This window comes from Streptomyces luteogriseus (assembly GCF_014205055.1).
Classification (GTDB): domain Bacteria; phylum Actinomycetota; class Actinomycetes; order Streptomycetales; family Streptomycetaceae; genus Streptomyces; species Streptomyces luteogriseus.
In genome coordinates, this window is record NZ_JACHMS010000001.1 from 1,131,013 (window position 1) to 1,152,875 (window position 21,863).

A 21,863-nucleotide genomic window follows, 5' to 3' on the forward strand; every position below is an offset into this window, starting at 1 on the left:
CAGCCATGACGAAGATCGACACCAGCCGTCCGGACAGCGTGCTGCCCACCCCCTCGCACACCGTCGGCCCGTTCTACGGCCACGCCCTGCCCTTCCGCGGCGGCGAGGACATCGCCCCCCTCGGGCACCCGGACACCGTCACCGTGCACGGCTACGTCACCGACGGCGAGGGCGACCCGCTGCCGGACGCCCTGATCGAACTGTGGGGCCCCGACCCCGAGGGCAATCTGCCGACCGTCGACGGCTCGATGCGGCGCGACCCGGCCTCCGGCGGCTTCCTCGGGCGCAGCGGCGTGGAGTTCACCGGCTGGGGACGCATCCAGACCGACGCGAACGGCCACTGGTACGCGCGGACGCTACGGCCCGGTGCCCGGGGGCGCAGCGCCCCGTATCTCAGCGTGTGCGTCTTCGCGCGCGGGCTACTCGTGCACCTGTACACCCGGATCTACCTGCCGGAGGACACGGCGGCGCTCGCCGCCGATCCGCTGCTGTCCGGGCTGGAGGACGCTCGCCGCGACACGCTGATCGCCGCCGAGGACGGCGACGGCACGTACCGTTTCGACATCCGCCTTCAGGGCGAAGGCGAAACGGTCTTCCTGGAGTTCCAGTGACAGCTCACCCCGGCGACACCGGCCTGCTCGCGCCCGGGTGGGCCGGCTCCGCGGCCGCCTCCGCCACCGGTGACCACGCGTTCCTGCGGGCCCTGCTCGACGCGGAGGCCGCGCTGACCCGGGCCCAGGCGGCCACGGGGATCGCCCCGGCCGAAGCGGCGACAGCGGTGACCGCGGCGGCCGGCGCCGGCGCCTTCGACGTGCGGTCCCTCGCCGAGCGGGCACGCACGGGCGGCAACCCCGTCATCCCCCTGGTCGCCGATCTGACGAAGGCCGTGGGCGACACCCACGGTCCCTACGTCCACCGGGGCGCGACCAGCCAGGACATCATGGACACGGCGATGATGCTGGTGGCCGCGCGGACCCTCGACCCGGTCCTCGCCGACCTCGGCCGTACCGAACGGGCCCTGTCCCGGCTGGCCGCCGAGCACCGCGACACCGCGATGCCCGGGCGGACGCTCACCCAGCACGCCGTACCGACCACGTTCGGGCTGAAGGCGGCCGGATGGCGGTCGCTGGTGCTGGACGCGCGGGAGCGGATGCGGGCCGTACGGGAGTCACTGCCCGCGCAACTCGGGGGTGCGGCGGGCACGTTGGCGGCCTTCGGGGCGTACGGCGCGAGTGATCCGGCCGGGCTGCCGGAGGCGTACGCCCGCGAACTCGGGCTGCGGGCACCCGATCTGCCCTGGCACACCCTGAGGACGCCGATCGGCGATCTCGCCGGGTGCCTGGCCTTCGCGGCGGGCGCGCTCGGCAAGCTCGGCGTGGACGTCCTGACCCTGTCGCGCACCGAGATCGCCGAGGTCGCGGAGGGCAGTGGCGGTGGATCGTCCGCCATGCCGCACAAGTCCAATCCCGTACGGTCCACCCTGATCGCCTCCGCCGCACGGCGGGCACCGCAGCTCGCGGCCACGCTGTACGGGTCCATGGCCGCCGAGGACGAACGCCCGGCCGGGGCCTGGCACGCCGAATGGGAGCCGCTGCGGGACCTCCTGCGACTGGTCGGCGGGGCCGCCCGGGACGCCGCCGAACTGGCGGAGGGACTGCGGGTCAGGCCCGAGGCCATGCGCGCACACCTGGATCTCACGCACGGGTTGATCGTTTCCGAGCGGCTGTCCGCCGAGCTGGCCCCGGTGCTGGGCCGCGCCCGCGCCAAGGAGCTCCTAACCCGGCTGGCCTCCTCGGGACAACCGCTCGCGCAGGCACCGGAGTTGGCGGACGCCGACCTTGATCCCACCCACTACACGGGCTCCGCCGGGGCCCTCACCGACCGTGCTCTGGAGCGACGTTGACACTCCTGAACCACCACGCCGAAGGGTCCGCCTCCGCTCCCCCGCTGCTGCTCGGCCCCTCGCTCGGCACGTCGTACGCGCTGTGGGACGCCGTGGCGCCCGAGTTGTCGATCAGCCACCGGGTGGTGCGCTGGGACCTGCCGGGGCACGGCGGTTCGGCGGCCGGTCTCATCGAGGCGGGCGCGACGGTCGCCGACCTCGCCGCCCTGGTGTTGGCGCTCGCCGACTCGCTCGGCATCGAGCGGTTCGCGTACGCCGGTGTGTCGCTGGGCGGGGCCGTCGGGCTGCATCTCGCGGTGCACCGCCCCGAGCGGCTGTCGTCGCTCGCCGTGATCTGCTCGTCGGCGCACTTCAACGGATCCACGCCCTGGGAGGAGCGGGCCGCGCTGGTGCGGCGCGAGGGGCTCGCCGGGCTGGCGGAGAACGCCGACGCGCGCTGGTTCGCCGGTGACTTCACCGTGCCGCGCCTGGTCCGGGACCACCGGGACGCCGACCCGGAGGCGTACGCCGCCTGCTGTGACGCGCTCGCCGCGTTCGATCTGCGGGACCGGCTCGCGGAGATCGCCGTACCGACCCTGCTGGTCGCGGGCCGCGAGGATGCGGCGACGCCCCCCGCGCATCTGCGGGAGATCGCCGACGCCGTGCCGCGCGCGACGCTCGTGGAGCTGCCGGGCGCCTCCCACCTGGCGCCCGCGCAGTGCCCGGAGGCGGTGCTGACCGCTCTGCGCGCCCACCTCGGCCCAGGGGCCCCACGGGGCATGGCCGTACGGCGGGAGGTGCTCGGCGACGCGCACGTCGACCGGGCGCAGGCCCGGCAGACACCGTTCACGGCCCGCTTCCAGGACTTCATCTCGCGCTACGCCTGGGGCGAGATCTGGACCGACCCGACTCTGTCCCGCCGCGAGCGCAGCATGATCACACTCACCGCGCTGGTCGCGCACGGCCACTACGACGAGCTGGCCATGCACGTCCGCGCGGCCCGCCGGGGCGGCCTCACCCCGGAGGAGATCGGCGCGGTGCTGCTCCAGACGGCGGTGTACTGCGGGGTGCCGGCGGCGAACTCGGCGTTCGCGACGGCCCAGCGGGTGCTGGCCGAGGAGGAGGACACCGTCTGACTCCTCGCCCGGGCTACACCGGTCCGACGCCGGACGTGAGCGCCGCCCGCGCCCGGTCCGCCAGTCCGTCGGCCCCGCACGAGATCGCCAGGTCCAGGCCGCGCTCGAGGTCGCTCACCGAGCGGGCGGCGATGCCGAACTCGATGCGGGCCGCCGCGTACTCGTACTGGCAGGGCGAGGCCTCCAGGTAGGTGACGGCCTGGGCGTACAGCCGGACCGCGCGCTGACCGGTCTCCAGGTCGGCGGCGCAGCGCAGGGCCTCCCCTATCGCCGTGTCCGTCCCGAAGCGCTCCGCCTGGCGGCGGACGTCGACGGCGAGCCGGGCGGCCCGGGCCGGGTCCTCGGCGCTGAGGGCACGGGCCAGGTCGGCCGCCCAGGGGACGAGCACGGGGTTGTGGTGACCGCGGGCCGCCGCGGCCTTCTCCGCCGCCTCGAGTTCGTTGATGCCGTCCTTGGTGCGGCCGACGGCCAGCAGCAGCCGGCCCCGCACCGAGCGGGGGTCCGGCAGGACGATGGTGGACGGGTAGGGCGGGGCGAAGCCGTGCCGTTCGGCGACCTCCCAGGCCTGCTCGACATGGCCGCGGGCCAGCAGGGTGTCGACCAGGCTGCAGGTCGCGGACCAGTACAGGGGCAGGCCCCGGCCGACGCGCTCGGCAAGGCGCAGCGCCTCGCGCAGGGACGCCTCGGCCTCCTTCAGCCGGCCCCGCCTGCGGTGGCCGATCCCCACGTAGGCGTGGGCCAGGGCGAGGTGGCCGCCGCTCCAGCCGGCCGTCTCGTAGGCGCGCAGCGCTTCGTTGTAGAGGGTCTCGGCGCGGTCGAGGCGGTCGGTGAAGCCGTAGGCGTTGGCCAGCATCAGCAGCAGTTCGATGCCCCACTCGGTGTCGGTCCAGCCGAGTCCGGGGGCGAGCCGGCCGTTGACGAGGGCGCGGTCGCACAGTTCGGCGACCTCCTCGGCGTTCTCGCCGTGCATGAGGGCGTCGAAGCCGCGCAGGATGAGCAGGGCGCGTTCGGAGTTGTTCCGGCCGGTGCAGGTGCTCGCGAGTTCGGCGAGCCGCTGGGAGCGGTCGGGTGAGGTGGCCTCGCCGGCGTGCAGGCCCTCCCACATGAAGTGCACGGCCTGGAGCCGCATCCGGGCGGGCCCGGGCCGGAGCCGGGCGGCCTCCGCCTCGACCGTGCGGACGGCCTCCTCCAGCTGGTCGTTGTGCAGGAGCGCCTGGGAGAGCCGGAAGACGGCGTCCACCCGCTGGTCGCCGTCGAGACCGGGCATGCCGAGCGCGGTCCGCAGATGGTTGATGGTGCGGGCCGGGGCGGTGAGGAAGGTGGCCCCGGCGAGTTCGTAGAGCACGTGCGGGTGGGAGTCGGGCCGGGGCGGTTCCCTCAGGGCGCGCTCCAGGCAGCGGCGGGCGGCGTCGGGGGCGCCGACGGCGAGGTGTTCGCGGGCGGCCTCGCGGAGCTGTCCGACGAGCTCCTCGTCGTCGTCCGGGTGCACTTCCAGGAGGTGGCGGGCGGCGGCCGCGGCGCCGTGTCCCTCATCGGCGACGATCCGGGCGGCGATGCCGTGCATGGCGGTGCGCAGGGCGTCGGGGATGGAGTTGTACACGGCGGTCGCGATCAGCGGGTGGACGAACTCCAGGTCGCCGTCGGCGCTGCGGCCGGTCGCGGGGTCGGGTGCGGTGAGGATGCGGGCGGTGCGCAGCAGTTCGGCGCAGCGGCGGGCGTCGTCCGGCCGCAGGGTGGCGAGTTTGGCGACCAGGCCGACGGAGATGCCGGTGCCGAGGATGGCGGCGGCCCAGGCGAACCGGGTGGCGTCGATGCCCAGTTCCTCCAGGCGGGCGACGAGGCCGCCGCCGCGGGCCGAGCGGTTCAGCTCGCGCAGTTCACCGGCCCGGGCCTCGACCGGTTCGAGCTCGCTGTCCTGCACCTTGGCGAGGAGTTCGACGGTCTCGTAGGGATTGCCGGCGGTGACGGCCCAGACCTCGCGGCAGAACGCGGCGTCGGCGTGCCGGCCCAGGGTGGCGCGGGTGAGCCCGGCCGTGGCGTCCGGGGTGAGGGCGCTCAGGGTCGTGACGGGGCCGTCCGCGGCGGCGGCGACGGTGTCGAGGTGGCGGGCGCTCGGGCCGGAGACCTCCTCGGAGCGGCGGGTGACGACGACCAGGACGGACATCTCCTCGATGCGCTCGGCGAGTCCCGCGAGCCAGTGCAGGGTCTCCTGGTCCGCCCAGTGGGCGTCGTCGATCAGCAGCACCAGCGGCCAGTCCCGGCGGGCGAGCCGCCGTACGGCCGCCACCAGGCCGTCGCACACGCCCTGCGGGTCGGCCCTCCGGTCGCCGGGCTCCACTATGCCGAGGGCGGGGCCGGCGATGTCGTACCAGTCGCCGAGGTACTCGCGGGCCTCCTCCGGCAGCATCGACACCAGGGCCGGCTGCACCAACTGCCGTACCACGTTGAAGGGGACCGACCTGAGGGTCTCGCCGCCGCGCGCGGACCAGACCGTGCAGCCGCGGGCCTCCGCGATGCGGCGGGTTTCGGCCAGCAGCGCGGTCTTGCCGAGTCCGGCCTCGCCGCGGAAGACCAGCAGCCCGCCGGACGAGGAACGGTCCGTGCACAGGCTGTCGACCGCTCGCACGACGGCGGCGACCTCCTCTTCGCGCTCCCACAGGGAAGCCGAGGCGGCGGCCGTGGGCCGTACCTCCGTCATCCCGCTACCTCCCCAAGTCGCCCGAACGACGTACAGACGTCGAGCGTAGCCGTCCGATTGCCTGAGTGGAGGATGGTCGGGGCACCTCTTGCCCGTGATGGGTGACACCGAGTGCGGCGGGGCGACGCACCTGGCCCGCCACCAGCCGCCTTCGGGTCAACGGCCCGCAAAATAACGGGAGGTGACGTTCATTCAGCAGCAAGGGGACACACGACGCGGCCGCCGGGCGCTGGTCGCGGGGTCGGTGGGCAATCTCATCGAGTGGTACGAGTTCGGCGTCTACGGCTACTTCGCGACGATCATCGCGGCGCGGTTCTTCACACCGGAGGGCGGCAGCGAGGCCGAGGCCCTGGTGAGGACGTACGCGTCCTTCGCGCTCGCGTTCTTCTTCCGCCCCGTCGGAGCGGCGCTTTTCGGCCGACTCGGCGACCGGGTCGGGCGGCGTCCGGTGCTGGTCCTGGTGATCACGCTGATGACGGTGGCGACGGCGCTGATCGGCGTGTTGCCGACGTACGCGCAGGCGGGTGCCCTGGCGCCCTGGCTGCTGACGTTCCTGCGGGCGCTCCAAGGGCTTTCGGCAGGTGGGGAGTTCGGCGGTGCGGTGTCGGTGATGACGGAGTTCGCGCCGCCGGGCCGGCGTGGGCTGTACGGGTCGTGGCAGTCGTTCACGGTGGCGCTGGGGCTGCTGGCCGGAGCGGGTGCGGCGGCGCTGCTCGCCACCGTGCTGACGGAGGAGCAGCTCGGCGCGTGGGGCTGGCGGCTGCCGTTCCTGCTGACGTTGCCCTTGGGGCTGGGCGCGTTGTGGCTGCGGCTGCGGCTGGACGAGACGCCGGTGTTCGTGGCGGAGCGGACCGAGGAGACGCCGCCCCCGCGCGAGGTGGTCCGGGCCGTCGCGCTGGGCGCGGGGCGGATCATGGGCTGGGCCGCGGCGGGATACACGTTCCTCGTCGTACTGCCGTCGTATCTGCAGAGCTCGCTGGGCGCGACGTTCCAGCAGGCACTGGTGGCGACCGTGCTGGCCAATCTCGGTTTCGCGGCGACGATCGTGCCCGCGGGGCTGCTCAGCGACCGGCTCGGGCGGCGGGCGGTGATGGTGACGGGAGCGGTGCTGGTGGTGGTCCTGGCGGTGCCGCTGCTCAACCTTCTGCAGGATTCCGGCGTTTCGAACACCGTAAAGGGTGTGGCGGTGTGCGGTGCGGGTGCCGTGGTGGGGCTGATGGCGGGGCCGGGGCCCGCGATGCTGTCGGAGATGTTCCCCACCCGGGTGCGCTACACGGGCCTGGGGCTCGCCTACGCGCTGTCCAATGCGGTGTTCTCGGGGTGTGCCGGGCTCATCATCACGGAGACGATCGAGCGGACGGGCAGCGTGGACATCCCCGCGTACTATGCGGCCGTCGCGTGCGCGGTGAGCGTGCCGGCGCTTCTCACGCTGCCGTCCGCGCGGCGGGCCGTGGTGTCGAAACCGGGGGTGGAGAGGGCTGGTTGAGCGAATGCGGGTGATCGGATGCGGGTGATCGGTCTCATGTCGGGCACGTCGTACGACGCGATCGACGCGGCGGCGGCCGAGCTGGACCTCGTCGGCGACAGCCTGGTGCTGAAGCCGCTCGGCAACGTGAGCGAACCGTACGACGGAGAACTGCGCGAGGCCCTGGCCGCCGCGTTGCCGCCGGGGACCACCACCCTGGGCGAGGTGTGCCGGCTGGACACCCGGATCGGGCAGGCCCTCGCGGCGACGGCGGTCCGGGCCGACCGCGAACTGTGCGAGGGCCGAGCGGAGTTGGTCGCCTCGCACGGGCAGACCGTCTACCACTGGGTGGTCGGCGCCGAGGTCCACGGCACGCTCCAGCTGGGGCAGCCGGCGTGGATCGCCGAGGCGACCGGGCTGCCCGTGGTCGCCGACTTCCGGCCGCGCGACATCGCCGCCGGTGGGCAGGGCGCGCCACTGGTCAGCCTGGTCGACCTGATGTGGCTGCGCGGCCGGCCGGGCAGGCCCGTCGCGCTCAACATCGGCGGGATCGCCAACCTCACCGCGCCCGGCGGGACGGCCTTCGACACCGGGCCGGGCTGCGCGCTGATCGACGCGGCGGCCCGGGGGTTCAGCGGCGGAGCACTGGCCTACGACACGGACGGGATGCTGGCCGCGCGGGGCCGGGTGCACGGGCCGTTGCTGGACCGGCTGCTCCGGGAGCCGTACTACGCGCTGCCCGCGCCGAAGACGACGGGCAAGGAGCTGTTCCACCTCGGTCATCTGCGGGACGCGCTGGCCGGGTTCGGGACGCTGCCGGCCGAGGACGTCGTCGCGACGCTCACGATGCTCACGGCCCGGACCGTGGCCGACGCCGTGGGGACGGTGGGTGCGACGGAGGTGGTCGCCTCGGGCGGCGGGACGCGCAACCCGGTGCTGATGGCGATGCTCGCGGACCTGTTGCGGGGGGTGGCCCTGCGCACCTCGGACGACCTGGGTCTGCCGTCGGACGCCAAGGAGGCGTACGCCTTCGCGGTGCTGGGGTTCCTGACCCTGCACGGGCTGCCGGGCACGGACCCGGCGAGCACGGGGGCCCGGCATCCCAGCGTGCTGGGGTCGGTGACCCCGGGCCGGGACGGGCTGCGGCTTCCCCCGCGGGCGGCTCGGCAGCCGGTGCGGCTGCTCCTGGAATAGCCGGTTCCGACTCCTCTCATGCCTCTTTCACCGACGCCTCATACGGTGGGGGCATGACGCAGGAGACTCCTCCCGGGTGGTACGCCGATCCCGGACAGACAAGTGACGGGCCCGCCACCGAGCGCTGGTGGGACGGCAAGGCCTGGACGGACCGCATCCGCCCGGCGCAGCCGCCCGCGACCTGGGGTCCCCCGACGGGCCAGGCGCCGGCCGGCCCCCCAGCGGCGGATCAGGCACCCCCGGCCGGGGCTCCGACGGCACCGGCGGGCCCACCGGCCGGGGCCGGGGAACCGGCCGGGAGCGGATTGCCGGGAGCCGGTGAGCAGGCCGGGGCCGAAACGCCGGGAGCCGGTGAGCAGGCCGGGAGCGAGATACCGGGAGCGGGGCGGCCGAGTGCCGCCGAGGCGGCGGGAATCGGGCCGTCTGCCGAGTCCGGGGGTCCGGGATCCGCCGGGGCCCCGGGACCCACCGCTGGCCCGGGATCCGCCGGGGCCCCGGGACCCACCGCTGGCCCGGGATCCGCCGGGGTCCCGGGACCCACCGCTGGCCCGGGATCCGCCGGGCAGCCCTTCGGGGCCGGGCAACCCCCGGGCGCCTGGGGCTCCGGTGCCGCCGCGTATTCAGGAGCCGCGGCGTTTCCAGCAGCCGCCGGGCAACCGGGAGTCGGCGGGCAGCCCGGCAGCGGTGCGTACCCGGGGGCTGCCGGGTATCCCGCCTACCCCGCCCATCCCGCCGCGTCCGGTGGCGGCAAGGGGCGGCGGCTTCGGACCGGCGCCGCCGTCGCCGCGGCCGTGGTCGTCCTCACCTGCATCGGAGTGGGCGTGTACGCGCTGACGGACGACGGCGGCGGCTCTCCCACCTCGCAGGGCCCCGGCGGGCCGGGTGCGCCCGGCGGCCAGGGCGGTCCGTTCGGCGGACCGGGCGGGTCCGGAGGGTCGGGGGGATCCGGCGGCGACGGCGGCGACGGCGGGTCGGGGGGATCCGGCGGTTCGGGCGGGCAGAGTCCGCGGCCCGAGCAGTCCGAGCCGCCGAAGATCAGGAGCGGGTCGGTGACCGATCCGGTCAGCGGGATCAGCCTGCCGATCCCGAAGGGCTGGTACGGCCAGCAGGCCAAGGTCGGCGCCCAGGTGACGTCCGACGACTCCTACAAGTGCCCCGGCGACACCTCCTCGACCTGTACGAAGGGCGGCGCCTACTCGGCCCCGGCCCTGCTCCTCGGCGCCAAGGGCGCCACCGCCGAGGAGATCGCGAAGGCGGACATCGCGGCGAATGCCAAGGAGTCCTACGGCGGCAAGTCCTATGGCGGCATCACCTCTCACGACGTGCTGGACTCCAAGGCCGTGACCGTCGCCGGGCAGAAGGGCTACCTGGTCCGCTGGAAGGCCGTCACGAGCAAGGGCGCCGACGGCATCGTGGAGTCGCTCGCGTTCCCCTCCCCCGCGAACGCCAAGCAGATGGTGGTCGTGCGGTTCGGTGTCGACGCGGACCAGAAGGAGACCGTGCTCGACGAGATCACCAAGGGCATCAGGGTGTCGACGGGCAGCGGCAACGGTCAGGACGTCTGACGGCGGGCGGGCGCCCCGCACACACCGGTCGGCCGGGTGGGGCGCCCCTGCCGCTCACAGGGGAACCCCACCCGGCCGGGGGGTGCGCGCCGCCCCCGTCCCCACGGGTCGGCGCGGTCGGGTCACCGTCCGGTCATCCGGCGGACGGCGGCCCGGGTCTCAGGTCAGGCCCAGTGCCGGCAGCACGGCGGCCTCCACGAAGCGGACCAGGTAGTCCGGGTCGGCGTACTTGCCCTCCAGGACGGGCCGGATGCGCAGAACGCCGAACATCTGCGCGGGGACGTACTCCAGCGCCGGGTGGTCGGCGGGCACTTCTCCCCGCTCGACCCCGCGCCGGATGATCTCCTTCAGCGCGGCGATCTCCGGCTCGACCAGCGCCTCGCGCAAGGCGCGCTGCAACTCCGGGTCCTGAGGGGCCGCGTGCACGAGCGCCTGGAGGAGCTTGGTGTCCCGGCCCGACAGCTCTCCCGCCGCCCGGGCCGCCTCCCGCAGGTCGTCCGCGAGCGAGCCGGTGTCGATACAGCGGGTCCGCCGGTGCGAGCGCAGCGCCGCCGCCACGAGCTGGGGCTTGGTCTTCCACTGGCGGTAGAGCGTGGACTTGCTGCACCGGGTGCTGGCGGCGATCCCCTCCATGGTGACGGAGTCGTAGCCGCACTCCCGGAGCTGCTCCAGCACGGCGTCGTAGAACTCCTGCTCACGCTCGGGCGTGATCTTGGAGCGGCGCGTGACACCGACCGGCTCGGGCCGGTCCGCAGCCTGCGACGTCATGGGCGGTGCTCCTGGCTTCCGTCGGGCGGCCGGAAAATTCCCGGCTCGCGATGTGTTCCTCGTCTATCGATACGCCAGTGTACCGGTACGCAGCCGTATCGGTACACTGGCGTATCGGTACGCTCTCGTACCGATAACAGCACCACCGTCACCGAAGGGGCCGGGGGATGAATGCCCGCACCGAGCCTGCACCGGCGGGGTCCGACGCGATAGCGCGACCGCCGCTCGTCCGGGAGCTCCTGCTCGTCGCAGGGCTCTTCCTCGTCTACAAGTTCGGCCGTCAGCTGGCCACGGGCCACACCGGCGAGGCCTTCCACCACGCACACCGCGTGTGGGACTTCGAGCGAGCGGTCCATCTGCCCGGCGAGGGGGCGGTGCAGTCCCTGCTGCTGCACGGCGACGGCCTGGTGCAGCTCGCGAACACCTACTACGCGGCCGTCCACTTCCCCGCCACCGCCGCCTTCCTGATCTGGCTCTACCTGCGCCGACCGGTCCACTACGTCTGGGCCCGCCGGGTCCTGGCCGCGGTCACGGCCGCCGCGCTGGCGCTGCACCTGCTGTTCCCGCTCGCCCCGCCGCGCATGCCGGCGGCGACCGGTCTGGTCGACACGGCACGGGTGTACGGGCCGTCGGTGTACGGCGATCCCGCGACCGACTCCCTGTCGAACCAGTTCGCGGCGATGCCGTCGCTGCACTTCGGCTGGGCGCTGATGGTGGCGATCGGCCTGATCGCCGCGACCCGCTCCCGGTGGCGGTGGCTCTGGCCGGCGCATCCGCTGCTGACGCTGCTGGTGATCGTCGGTACGGCGAACCACTACTGGCTCGACGCGATCGTCGCGGCGGCTTTGCTCGGTCTCGCCCTGGCGGCGATCCCCGTGCCCCACCGCACGGCGACGACGGCCGGCCGGGTGCGGGGCAGCCTCGTACCGGCTCAGCAGGACGAGCGGACACTCGTGGGAGCGGGCCGATGAACGCCGTCCTGATCGCGGTCGCCCTGTCCCTCGTCTCCGCCGTCGCCTACGCAGGCGCCGCCGTCGCCCAGGAGCGGCTCGCGTCCCGCTTCCCCGGCGCCGGCACGCTGCGGCTGCTCGGCAGCGGCGCCTGGTGGTGGTCGGTCGGGCTGAACACGTCCGCCGCGCTGCTGCACGTCGTGGCCCTGCGCTACGGTCCGCTGACCGTCGTCCAGCCGCTCGGCGCGCTCACCCTGGTCGCGGCGGTGCCCATGGGGGCGCGGATCGCGGGACGGCGGGTGAGCGCGGCCGAGTGGAAGGGCACCGCCCTGACGCTGCTGGGCCTGGGCGCGATCCTCGTCACGGCGTCGGGTCCGGCGCCGGACGACGTGCTGAGCGTTCCCGAGGCACTGGCGGTGGCCGGCGCCACCGCGACCCTCATCGGAGTGCTGTCCCGGCCGGGCGCCCGCCCCGGGCTGCGGCACGCCTCCGCGTCGGGCCTCGCCTCCGGCGTCGCCTCGGCCCTCACGCAGACGGTGACGGTGGCCGCGACGGACCGGTCCGGTCCGGTGCTGAGCGTCCAGGTGGTCGGCGTGGCCCTGCTCGTGGCGGCCTTCGCGGCCGGCGGACTGCTGCTGTCGCAGACGGCGTACCGGGGCGGTCTGGGCGGGCCGCTCGCGATGGTGACGCTGGCCAATCCGCTGGCCGCCGCGGTGATCGGCCTGTCGCTGCTGGGCGAACGCCTCCAGGGCGGCGCGGCGGGTGTGCTGCTCGCGCTCGCCGGGGCGGGTCTGGCGTCCTGGGGCGTGGTGCTGCTCAGCCGGGCGGCGCCCGCGGCAGCCCCGGTGGACGACGACCACCCGGTGGCCGCCGTCCTGGCGCTGGAACCCGGTACGGCGACGGCCGAACCGGCGCTGGTGCCCCGTCCGCACGATCCGGGGCACCTCACTCCCGCTACGCGGTGATGATCGCCGGGTCGCTGACCCCCGGCCTGCCGTTCTCCACGTGCCCCGCGAACCGCCGCAGGAACGCCTTGTCGCCCTCGGCGGTGACGGTCAGGTCGTACCAGCGGCGGCCGGCGGTGAGATCCACGGTCCGGCACACCGTGGCGCCCGGACGGACCGTGACGGTGGCGGGCCGTCCGCCGTAGCCGTCGGTGAGCTTGAGGCGGGCCGTGCCGGAGCCCTTGTTGGTGAAGGTCAGCTCGAGGTCGTCACCGGTGTGGCGGGCGGTGACCTCGCAGCCGGCCGTCTTGTTCGCGCCCTTGAAGACACGCACGAAGCCGTTGGGGCCGTGCACGGTCAGGTCGTAGGAGCCCCCGGAGTACGCCGAGTTCCAGGTGTCGGAGAGCGTCTTGCCGGCCTCGGTGGTGTACATCCAGGGGCCGTCGGCGCGGTTGCCGGAGGTGATGTGGAAGGCGGCGCCGGCCTTCGCGCCCGAGGCGAAGGTGAGAGTGAGCTTCCCGGCCGCCGCGTCGACCGAGGCGTCCACGCGCGGGGCGTACTTCAGCGGCCGGGAGCGGCGCAGGCCGCGTTCCTGCCGGGGCATACGCGGGTCGGCGGGCGGGACCGGCTTGTAGTCCGGGTGACGCTCGCGGTCCTGGGGCTCGTACCCGTCGGTGCCGGGCAGCGGGGCCGGGCGGGCGTCCTTGCGGGAGAAGTCGAACGCGGCGGTCAGGTCACCGCAGATGGCCCGGCGCCACGGCGAGATGTTGGTCTCGCGCACACCGAAGCGGCGCTCCATGAACCGCAGGATCGAGGTGTGGTCGAGGGTCTCGGAGCAGACGTAGCCGCCCTTGCTCCACGGGGAGACGACCAGCATCGGGACCCGGGGGCCGAGTCCGTAGGGGCCGGCCGTGTTCTTGCCGTCCCCCGGGAAGAGGTCGAGGGAGACGTCGACGGTGGACAGGCCGCGGGAGGCGTCCTTCGGCGGCAGCGGCGGGACCACGTGGTCGAAGAAGCCGTCGTTCTCGTCGTAGGTGATGAACAGGGCCGTCTTGGACCAGACCTCCGGGTTGGAGGTGAGGGCGTCCAGGACCTGGGCGATGTACCAGGCGCCGTAGTTCGACGGCCAGTTGGAGTGCTCAGAGAAGGCCTCGGGGGCGGCGATCCAGGAGATCTGCGGCAGCTTGCCGGCCTTGACGTCCGCCTTCAGCCGGTCGAAGTAGCCCTCGCCCGCCTTGGCGTTCGTGCCGGTGCGGGCCTTGTCGTACCAGGGGTCGCCGGGCTTGGCGTCGCGGTACTTGTCGAAGTAGAGCAGCGAGTTGTCACCGTAGTTGCCGCGGTAGGCGTCCTGGATCCAGCCCCAGGAGCCCTGGGCGTCGAGGCCGTCGCCGATGTCCTGGTAGATCTTCCAGGAGATGCCGGCCTGCTCCAGGCGCTCGGGGTAGGTCGTCCAGCCGTAGCCGAGTTCGTCGTTGCCGAGGACCGGACCGCCGCCGGTGCCGTCGTTGCCGGTGTACCCGGACCACATGTAGTAGCGGTTCGGGTCGGTCGAGCCGATGAACGAGCAGTGGTAGGCGTCGCAGACGGTGAAGGAGTCGGCGAGGGCGTAGTGGAACGGGATGTCCTCGCGGGTCAGGTACGCCATGGTCGTGGTGCCCTTCGCGGGCACCCACCGGTCGTACTTGCCGCCGTCGTAGGCCTGATGGCCGTCCGGCCAGGAGTGCGGCAGGCCCTCCAGGAACTGCATGCCGAGGTCGTCGGCGTCCGGGTGGAACGGCAGGATCTCCTTGCCGTCCTTCTCCTGGTGCCAGACCGGTTTGCCGTTGTCGAGGGTGACCGGGCGGGGGTCGCCGAAGCCGCGGACGCCTCTCAGGGTGCCGAAGTAGTGGTCGAAGGAACGGTTCTCCTGCATGAGGACGACGATGTGCTCGACGTCCTCGATCGACCCGGTGCGGTGGTTCGCCGGAAGGGCGGCGGCGCGCTGGATGCTGGCCGACAGCGCACTGAAGGCCGTGGTGGCACCCGCGAGTTGGAGGAAGCGGCGCCGGTTGACTTCGGACATGAAGGACAGACCTCTCATCCTGATGTGCTGGATGGCCGGAGCGTGACGGAATCTGCGCGGAAGGAGTGTTTCAGGGACACCAAACGCCAAGGAAGGGGCGCGTGACACTCGTGTGAAAGTCGCCGGTACGGAAGGTGTGCCGTGGCGTTGTCAGGGGAGGGTGAGGGGCGTGACAGCGACGAAGACGGTTTCCCCGCCGACGAAACGGCCCGTTCGCCAGCTCCTCGCCGCCTCCGTGGGCAACGCGGTGGAGTGGTACGACTGGTACGCCTACACGTTTCTGGCCACCTACATAGCCGCCCAGGTCTTCCCGAAGAGCGCGGACAACTCGCTGGTGCCGCTGCTGTCCACGTTCGCGGTGTTCGCGGTCGGCTTCTTCATGCGGCCGGTGGGCGGGCTGCTGATGGGCGCCGTCGCGGACCGGCACGGGCGGCGGGCCGCCCTCACGGTCACGATCCTGCTCATGGGCGGCAGCAGTCTGCTGGTCGGACTGACCCCGACGTACGCAGCGGTGGGCGTGCTCGCGCCGGTGATCCTGGTGCTCGCACGGCTGCTCCAGGGCCTGTCCGTGGGCGGCGAGTTCGCGGCCTCGACGACGTTCCTGGTGGAGTCGGCGGGCCCGGGCCGGCGCGGGCTGTTCTCCAGCTTCCAGTACGTGTCCACGACCGTGGGACAGCTGGTCGCCTCCGGCATCGCGACGCTGCTGGTGGACACGCTGAACGACGGGCAGATGAACGGCTGGGGCTGGCGGGTGCCGTTCGTGCTCGGGGCCGTACTGAGCCTGGTCGGCTTCTGGATCCGGCAGGGCGCGCAGGAGACCCGCAGCGCCGAGCAGCAGGAGGGACCGCGGCCGGGCCTGTTCGAGGCGCTGCGCCGGCACCCGCGCGAGTCGCTCCTCATCGGCGGCATCACGGCGGGCGGCACCATCGCCTACTACACGTGGACGTCGTACCTGCCGACGTACGCCGAACTCAACGCGGGCATCGAGAAGTCGGACGCGCTGCTCGCGGGCACGATCTCACTGGCCTTCTTCGCGCTGCTGCAACCGCTCGGCGGCCTGCTCTCGGACCGCTTCGGGCGCCGCCCCCTGCTGCTCTTCTTCGGTCTGGGCTTCGCGCTGCTCGCGGTGCCCCTGCTGCACACCCTGAGCGACTCGTTCGCCGTGCTGCTGCTCGTGCAGTGCGCGGGCATGGTGCTGCTGACCGGGTTCACCTCGATCAGCGCGGCCGTGAACGCGGAGATCTTCCCGCCCCGGGTCCGCGCGGCGGGCATCGGCTTCCCCTACTCCCTGACGGTGGCGCTCTTCGGCGGCACGGCCCCCTACGTCGGCACCCTGTTCAAGGAGTTGGGGCACGCGGGGCTGTTCCCCTGGTACGTGGCGGTGCTCTGCCTGGTGTCGTCGGTGGTGTACCTGCGGCTTCCGGAGACGGCTCACGCACCGCTGCGGCGGTGAGCGGGGGCGCCGTCGGGGGTCTGCTCGCCGTCTTCGCCGCTCCCGCGCGCTCCCCCGTCCGGTTCGTCGTGCGGTCCCGCCCCGTTGGGCGACCCGGCGGCGGCAGGTGCCGGTGGCCCTTCCCTGACGGCGACCCGCTCGGGGTCGATCGCGGCGTCGGTGGTCCTGCCCACCTCCGACAGCGTCATCTGGGCGCGGTCGTCGACGAGCCGGGTCACCAGGTGCTGTGCGGCGCCGAAGGCGGCGGCCCAGGCGAGGACCTGTGCCCTGCTGTCGAGGTCACTGAGCCCGGGGACGAACGCGCCCCGGATCAGCAGCAGTCCGAGGAAGGCCGACAGGGCCCCGGTCGGGAGCTTCAGCACCGCCGACGCCAGGGGCAGCATGTAGGGGGCATCGGTGCCGCGGATGCGGCGCAGCGAGGCGATGACGGTGAGGGCGGCACCGGCGAGCCCGGCGATCTCGACGGTCAGGATGTCCGTCGCGCCGGCCAGTCTGCTCGGGTCGGTGTCGGCGGGCTGGTTGTGATGCTCGGCGGTGGGGCACACGACGGTGACCGTGCGGCCCGAGCCGCCCTGCGGTGAGAAGCACAGGCTCAGCGAGCTGGGCGAGAGCCATCCGTAGAGCGCCAGGTTGATCACGCCGATGAGCACCAGGACCGTCGCGGCCCACAGGATGTTGCGCAGGCTGCGTACCCGCGCCAGTTCGTCGTCCAGGGTGCTGTAGGCGGCGTCGAGCGCCCGGGCCATGAGGTCCCGGTCGCCCGGCTCGAGGTCCCCGGAGATGATGGGACGGATCCGCAGGGCGAGCCGGACCCGGCGTGGGTCGTCGGCGTCCAGATGATCCTTGACCAGCGCCATGACCTCACTGGCGCGGCCCGCCACTTCTTCGTCCGAGACCAGTTGAATGAGCAATACCTCGGCACTGCGGATATTCGAGCACACACCTTCGCGGGCGGCCGATCCCGACCACAGCTTCCGCCATCCGAAATCCTCGTCGGCGGCCGCACGGGCCTTTTCGAGATGCCCCCGCATTCCCTCGATGAGCGCCGACCGGTCTCCGCGAACCCGTCTGGCGCTCTCGTGTCGCAGCTCCGTTTCGAGATAGGTGATACGAGCCCGGGCCCGTGCGCGCCAGGCCGTCCGCGGAGGCCGGCCCGACGCGATGCCGATCACTCGAAGACGGCGGGTACGTGAAGCCTCTCCCAGGACTTCCGGCCCGGCGTGCCGTCGGCGTCGTGGCCTGTGAATCCGAGCTTGCGCTGCCACATGGCGTACGACTTCCGGTCCGCCTCGCTCCACTGGGAGTCGGGTCCGGCGGCGTACGCCGAGCACTCCTCCTCGATGAGGCGGAATCCCATGGCCTCGATGACCGGGCTCGTCACGGAGGACTGGAAGAAATCGGAGCCCGGGAACGGTTCGAACTCCCCGTGCGTCGCGGGTGCGGCCACACGGATCCGCTGACCGGGATGGATGATGTCCGGATTCTCGATCTCGGGATTCCACTCGAGAATCTGGTGGAGCGTCACATGATGCATGGACGCGATCTTGTTGAGGGTGTCACCGTGCTTGACCACATAGAACTGTGCGTTTTCCATATGTCCAGATTAGGCGGATTCTCCATGATGAAAAAGTCGGGAATTCCGTTGCGCTTTCACTTTTTGATGCGGCAACCGCTTCCGCCTGACGGAAGGGCCGTTGCGGGTCCGGGAGAGCCGCCCCGACGATGACGGCACGACCAGAGACGGGAGCCAGCGCCCATGCCTCACATGACCGCCTTCGCCAGGAACCAGTGGTACGTCGCCGCCTACAGTCACGAGGTCGGTCGGGAACTGCTCGGCCGGACGATCCTCGGTGAGACGCTCGTGCTGTACCGGACCGAGGAGGACGGGACGCCGGTCGTCCTGCACGACCGGTGCGTGCACCGCCGTTACCCGCTGTCGGAGGCGCCGACGCGGCTGGACGGGGACCGGATCGTGTGCGGGTACCACGGGTTCACGTACGACACGTCCGGTACGTGCGTGTATGTGCCCGGGCAGAAGCGCGTGCCGCGCACGGCCCGGGTCGCCTCCTACCCGGTCGTCGAGCAGGACTCGCTGATCTGGGTGTGGATCGGCGATCCGGCCCTCGCCGACCCGCAGGTCATTCCCCGGGCGCGGCACCTCGACTCCCCCGGCTGGGTCACCGTGCGCGGTATGGAACCCATCGCCTGCGACTACGGGTTGCTCGTCGACAACCTCCTGGACCTGTCCCACGAGACGTATCTGCACGGCGGTTACATCGGCACCCCCGAGGTCGCCGAGACGCCGATCACCACCGAGGTCGACGAGGGCGCCGGGATCGTCCGGGTGAGCCGGCACATGGACGACGCCGAGTGCCCGCCGTTCTACGCCAGGTCGACCGGCATCGAGGGCCGGATCACCCGCTGGCAGGACATCGAGTACCACGCCCCCTGTCTGTATCTGCTGCACAGCCGCATCGCCCCGGCCGGGGTGCTGCCCGAGGCGGACGGCAGCGACCCGAACGGCTTCCACACCGAGATCACGTACGCGATCACGCCGTCCGGCGACGGCACGGTGTACGACTTCTGGGCCGTGTCCCGGGACTGGGCGACGGACGACGCCGAGGTCACCGAGTTCCTGCGGGGCAACAACCACACGGTCGTGATGCAGGACGTCACCGCGCTCAACCTGCTGCAGAAGACGCTCGGCACGGAACGCACCGGCTACCAGGAGCTGAGCATCAACATCGACACCGGTGGTCTGGCCGCCCGCCGTATCCTCGCCCGGCTGGTGGAGCAGGGCGAGAAGCCCGTGGAGAAGGTCCGGTGACCGCCCCGACCGGCGAGATCTACCGCATCGCCTGGCTGCCCGGCACCGACACCCTGCACGGCACCTGCCACTGCGGCCGTGAGCACACCGCGCAGGACCCGGTCGAGATGTGGGAGTGGATGCTCGCCCATCCGCAGGGGCACTGTGTCGACGAGCCGCGAGGAAACAGCTCATGAGTGCGTACGAGACCGAACTCGTCGTCGGGCGGAAGGAGTTGGTGGCCGAGGGCGTGCTCGCCCTGACCCTGCGCCATCCGCTGGGCGAGCCGCTTCCGGCCTGGGAGCCGGGCGCCCACGTGGACGTCCTGCTGGAGCCCGGTCTGGAGCGGCAGTACTCGCTGTGCGGCGATCCGGCGGACCGGTCGGCCTGGCGGATCGCGGTGCTGCGTGAGAGCGCCGGGCGGGGCGGTTCGGCCCATGTGCACGAGCGATTGGGCGAGGGGGCCACGGTGCGGGTGCGCGGTCCCCGGAACAACTTCGGCCTGGAGCCCGCTCCCCGGTACCGCTTCGTCGCGGGCGGCATCGGCATCACGCCGATCCTGCCGATGCTGGCGGCGGCCGAGGCGGCGGGCGCCGAGTGGACGCTGCTGTACGGCGGGCGCACCCGCGACTCCATGGCGTTCGGTGAGGAACTGGGCCGCTACGGGGACCGTGTGACCGTCGCGCCCGAGGACGAGACGGGCCTGCTGGACCTGCCCTCGGTGCTGGACGACGTTCCCGAGGGCACGCTCGTCTACTGCTGTGGCCCGGGGCCGCTGCTGGACGCGGTCGAGGCCCGGTGCCCGTCCGGGATCCTGCGCGTCGAACGGTTCCGGCCGAAGGAGCAGGAGACCGGCGGCGACACCGAGTTCGAGGTGGAGCTGGCGCGCAGCGGCAGGACGCTCACCGTCGCGCCGGACGTGTCCGTGCTCGACGCCGTGCGCGAGGCCGGGATCGAGGTGCTGTACTCCTGCACCGAGGGCACCTGCGGCACGTGTGAGACCGACGTCCTCGACGGTGAGCCCGACCACCGTGACTCGGTGCTGACGGAGGACGAGCGCGCGGCCGGCGAGACCATGCTGATCTGCGTGTCCCGCTGCCGCGGGAAGCGGCTCGTGCTGGATCTGTGACCCGGCCGCCCGATCCGCCGTCCCGGGCCCGGACCGCCGGCTGCCGGGACGGCGACCGGCCTCGCACGGTCAGGCGCTCACCTCGTGGAGGTCAGGGCGCGGCCCACATGCCCCGGACATGCCCGAGGTGCCGGGCCATCACGGCCCGTACGGCCTCCTCGTCCCGGGTGAGCAGTGCGTCCAGGATCTCCAGGTGCTCCTCGGCCGACGCCTCCAGCCGTCCCTGTTCCACCAGCGCCGTCAGGCCGTAGAGCCGGGAGCGGCGTCTGAGGTCGCGTACGACGTCGACGAGATGGCCGTTGCCCGCGAGGGCCAGCAGGCCGAGGTGGAAGCGCAGATCGGCCTCGACGTAGGCGATGAGGTCGCCGGCCGCGGCGGAGCTGACGATCTCCCGGGCGACCGGGCGGAGCGCCTCCAGGGCGACCGGGTCGGCGGTGCGGGCCAGCTCCGCCGTGGTGGGGATCTCGATCAGCGCCCGGATGTGCGTGTACTCGTCGAGCTGTCGCTCGGAGACGGCGGTGACCCGGAAGCCCTTGTTGGGCACGGTGTCGACCAGGCCTTCCTTGGCGAGGTCGAGCATGGCCTCGCGCACGGGCGTGGCGGAGACGCCGAAGCGGGCGGCCAGGCCCGGGGCCGAGTAGACCTCGCCGGGCCGCAGTTCGCCGGCGATCAGGGCGGCCCGCAGCGCGTCCGCGACCCGCTCCCGGTGGCTGGGCTTCCTGCTGCCCAGCACGGGCAGGGCGGGGGTGTGCTGCGGGGCCATGGCGGTCGGGTTTCCTCTCGTGGTCTTACTCGGGCCGGCTTACAGGACGAACCCGGCCGGGAACGGGTCCTCGGGGTCCAGCAGGTACTGGGCGGTGCCGGTGATCCAGGCTCGTCCGGTGAAGCTGGGCAGCACGGCGGGGCGTCCGGCGACCTCGGTCGTGCCGAGCAGTCTGCCGGTGAAGCGGGTGCCGATGAAGGACTCGTTCACGAACTCGGTGTGCAGCGGGAGTTCGCCGCGTGCGTGCAGCTGCGCCATGCGGGCGCTGGTGCCGGTGCCGCAGGGCGAGCGGTCGAACCAGCCGGGGTGGATGGCCATCGCATGCCGGGAGCGGTGGGCGGTCGAACCGGGGGCGGCCAGGTAGACGTGGTGGAGACCGTGGATGGACGGGTCCTCCGGGTGGACGGGCGGGTCCTCGGCGTTGACGGCCGCCATCAGGGACAGGCCGGCCGCGAGGATCTCGTCCTTGCGTTCCCGGTCGAAGGGCAGGCCGAACTGCTCCAGCGGCAGGATCGCGTAGAAGTTGCCGCCGAAGGCGAGGTCGTACGTCACCGTCCGGCCGTCGGCCAGAGTGGCCTTGCGGTCGAGGCCGACGGCGAAGGAGGGCACGTTCCGCAACGTGACCGCCTTGGCCGCCCCGCCCTCGACGGCCACCTCGGCGACGACCGGTCCGGCCGGGGTGTCGAGCCGGATGGTGGTGACCGGCTCGACGACCTCGACCATGCCGGTCTCGACGAGCACGGTCGCCACGCCGATGGTGCCGTGCCCGCACATCGGCAGGTAGCCGGAGACCTCGATGTAGACGACACCCCAGTCGCAGTCGGGGCGGGTCGGCGGCTGGAGGATCGCGCCGCTCATGGCGGAGTGGCCACGCGGCTCGTTCATGAGCAACTGCTTGACGTCGTCGCGGTGTTCACGGAACCACAGCCGCCGTTCGTTCATGGTGGCGCCGGGGATGGTGCCGATGCCGCCGGTGATCACGCGGGTCGGCATGCCCTCGGTGTGCGAGTCGACGGCGTGCAGGACGAGTTTGCTGCGCATGTCGGTC

At 72.9% G+C, this 21,863-nt stretch carries 19 protein-coding genes and 1 pseudogene; 13 read left to right on the forward strand and 7 right to left on the reverse strand.

Annotated elements, in window-relative coordinates:
- The first annotated feature begins 5 nt into the window (after window positions 1-5).
- Genes pcaG through pcaDC form a run of 3 tightly spaced genes read left to right on the forward strand, consistent with a single transcriptional unit; the run spans window position 6 to window position 3,018 of the window.
- Complete coding sequence (pcaG, locus tag BJ965_RS05270; protein WP_184907594.1) at window positions 6-611, forward strand: protocatechuate 3,4-dioxygenase subunit alpha; 606 nt, start codon at window positions 6-8, stop codon at window positions 609-611.
- Entirely contained in the window at window positions 608-1,903 is a 1,296-nt protein-coding gene (pcaB, locus tag BJ965_RS05275) for a 3-carboxy-cis,cis-muconate cycloisomerase (protein WP_184907595.1), read from the forward strand. The genes pcaG and pcaB overlap by 4 nt, the downstream gene beginning before the upstream one ends.
- Window positions 1,900-3,018, forward strand: a complete 1,119-nt coding sequence (pcaDC, locus tag BJ965_RS05280) for a bifunctional 3-oxoadipate enol-lactonase/4-carboxymuconolactone decarboxylase PcaDC (RefSeq protein WP_184907596.1) — start codon at window positions 1,900-1,902, stop codon at window positions 3,016-3,018. The genes pcaB and pcaDC overlap by 4 nt, the downstream gene beginning before the upstream one ends.
- A 13-nt stretch (window positions 3,019-3,031) precedes the next feature.
- Here the strand turns inward: pcaDC and BJ965_RS05285 are convergent, their stop codons facing one another.
- Window positions 3,032-5,716, reverse strand: a complete 2,685-nt coding sequence (locus tag BJ965_RS05285) for an ATP-binding protein (protein WP_184907597.1) — start codon at window positions 5,714-5,716, stop codon at window positions 3,032-3,034.
- Between the two features lie 181 nt (window positions 5,717-5,897).
- Here BJ965_RS05285 and BJ965_RS05290 point away from each other — a divergent pair, with 181 nt between their 5' ends.
- The 4 genes and pseudogenes from BJ965_RS05290 to BJ965_RS05305 all read left to right on the forward strand — a co-directional run bounded on the left by BJ965_RS05290 (window position 5,898) and on the right by BJ965_RS05305 (window position 9,940).
- Window positions 5,898-7,202, forward strand: a complete 1,305-nt coding sequence (locus BJ965_RS05290) for an MFS transporter (RefSeq protein ID WP_184907598.1) — start codon at window positions 5,898-5,900, stop codon at window positions 7,200-7,202.
- 18 nt (window positions 7,203-7,220) lie between these two features.
- Window positions 7,221-8,375 carry an anhydro-N-acetylmuramic acid kinase gene (locus tag BJ965_RS05295; RefSeq protein ID WP_184907599.1) on the forward strand — a complete coding sequence of 385 codons (1,155 nt, stop codon included), beginning with the start codon at window positions 7,221-7,223 and terminating at the stop codon, window positions 8,373-8,375.
- Between the two features lie 53 nt (window positions 8,376-8,428).
- A pseudogene (locus tag BJ965_RS39125) lies at window positions 8,429-8,509 on the forward strand (DUF2510 domain-containing protein); the annotation flags it as partial.
- 279 nt (window positions 8,510-8,788) lie between these two features.
- On the forward strand, window positions 8,789-9,940 hold the full coding sequence (locus tag BJ965_RS05305) for a hypothetical protein (RefSeq protein WP_313667716.1): 1,152 nt from the start codon (window positions 8,789-8,791) through the stop codon (window positions 9,938-9,940).
- Between the two features lie 159 nt (window positions 9,941-10,099).
- Here BJ965_RS05305 and BJ965_RS05310 read toward each other — a convergent pair whose 3' ends face one another.
- Window positions 10,100-10,708, reverse strand: a complete 609-nt coding sequence (locus BJ965_RS05310; protein WP_184907600.1) for a TetR/AcrR family transcriptional regulator — start codon at window positions 10,706-10,708, stop codon at window positions 10,100-10,102.
- Window positions 10,709-10,875: 167 nt separating this feature from the next.
- Between BJ965_RS05310 and BJ965_RS05315 the strand changes: the two genes are divergently transcribed.
- A complete protein-coding gene (locus BJ965_RS05315) occupies window positions 10,876-11,679 on the forward strand; it encodes a phosphatase PAP2 family protein (protein ID WP_184907601.1) in 804 nt (267 codons plus the stop codon).
- On the forward strand, window positions 11,676-12,623 hold the full coding sequence (locus BJ965_RS05320; RefSeq protein ID WP_184907602.1) for a hypothetical protein: 948 nt from the start codon (window positions 11,676-11,678) through the stop codon (window positions 12,621-12,623). Before BJ965_RS05315 ends, BJ965_RS05320 begins: the two co-directional genes overlap by 4 nt.
- Here BJ965_RS05320 and BJ965_RS05325 read toward each other — a convergent pair.
- Window positions 12,613-14,664 (reverse strand): phosphocholine-specific phospholipase C, encoded by a 2,052-nt coding sequence (locus BJ965_RS05325; RefSeq protein ID WP_184907603.1) that lies wholly within the window; start codon window positions 14,662-14,664, stop codon window positions 12,613-12,615. The genes BJ965_RS05320 and BJ965_RS05325 overlap by 11 nt on opposite strands.
- Before the next feature lie 169 nt (window positions 14,665-14,833).
- Between BJ965_RS05325 and BJ965_RS05330 the strand changes: the two genes are divergently transcribed.
- Complete coding sequence (locus tag BJ965_RS05330) at window positions 14,834-16,117, forward strand: MFS transporter (protein WP_184907604.1); 1,284 nt, start codon at window positions 14,834-14,836, stop codon at window positions 16,115-16,117.
- Here the strand turns inward: BJ965_RS05330 and BJ965_RS05335 are convergent.
- Together BJ965_RS05335 and BJ965_RS40370 are read right to left on the reverse strand one after the other, a co-directional pair.
- Entirely contained in the window at window positions 16,096-16,974 is an 879-nt protein-coding gene (locus tag BJ965_RS05335; RefSeq protein ID WP_246545841.1) for a hypothetical protein, read from the reverse strand. The genes BJ965_RS05330 and BJ965_RS05335 overlap by 22 nt on opposite strands.
- Window positions 16,975-17,285: 311 nt before the next feature.
- Window positions 17,286-17,711, reverse strand: a complete 426-nt coding sequence (locus tag BJ965_RS40370) for a peptidoglycan-binding protein (RefSeq protein WP_184907605.1) — start codon at window positions 17,709-17,711, stop codon at window positions 17,286-17,288.
- 162 nt (window positions 17,712-17,873) lie between these two features.
- Here BJ965_RS40370 and BJ965_RS05345 point away from each other — a divergent pair, with 162 nt between their 5' ends.
- The 3 genes from BJ965_RS05345 to BJ965_RS05355 are packed head-to-tail and all read left to right on the forward strand — an operon-like array spanning window position 17,874 to window position 20,052.
- The gene (locus BJ965_RS05345) at window positions 17,874-18,944 is read left to right on the forward strand and encodes an aromatic ring-hydroxylating dioxygenase subunit alpha (protein WP_184907606.1); all 1,071 of its coding nucleotides are present in this window, start codon (window positions 17,874-17,876) and stop codon (window positions 18,942-18,944) included.
- Window positions 18,941-19,120, forward strand: a complete 180-nt coding sequence (locus tag BJ965_RS05350) for a hypothetical protein (protein WP_097221972.1) — start codon at window positions 18,941-18,943, stop codon at window positions 19,118-19,120. Before BJ965_RS05345 ends, BJ965_RS05350 begins: the two co-directional genes overlap by 4 nt.
- Window positions 19,117-20,052 (forward strand): PDR/VanB family oxidoreductase, encoded by a 936-nt coding sequence (locus BJ965_RS05355; protein ID WP_184907607.1) that lies wholly within the window; start codon window positions 19,117-19,119, stop codon window positions 20,050-20,052. Before BJ965_RS05350 ends, BJ965_RS05355 begins: the two co-directional genes overlap by 4 nt.
- Before the next feature lie 91 nt (window positions 20,053-20,143).
- Here BJ965_RS05355 and BJ965_RS05360 read toward each other — a convergent pair whose 3' ends face one another.
- Both BJ965_RS05360 and BJ965_RS05365 read right to left on the reverse strand, forming a co-directional pair.
- Window positions 20,144-20,815: a GntR family transcriptional regulator gene (locus tag BJ965_RS05360; RefSeq protein ID WP_184907608.1), complete on the reverse strand. Its 672-nt coding sequence runs from the start codon at window positions 20,813-20,815 to the stop codon at window positions 20,144-20,146.
- Window positions 20,816-20,854: 39 nt separating this feature from the next.
- Complete coding sequence (locus BJ965_RS05365; RefSeq protein WP_184907609.1) at window positions 20,855-21,856, reverse strand: proline racemase family protein; 1,002 nt, start codon at window positions 21,854-21,856, stop codon at window positions 20,855-20,857.
- Window positions 21,857-21,863 lie beyond the last annotated feature (7 nt).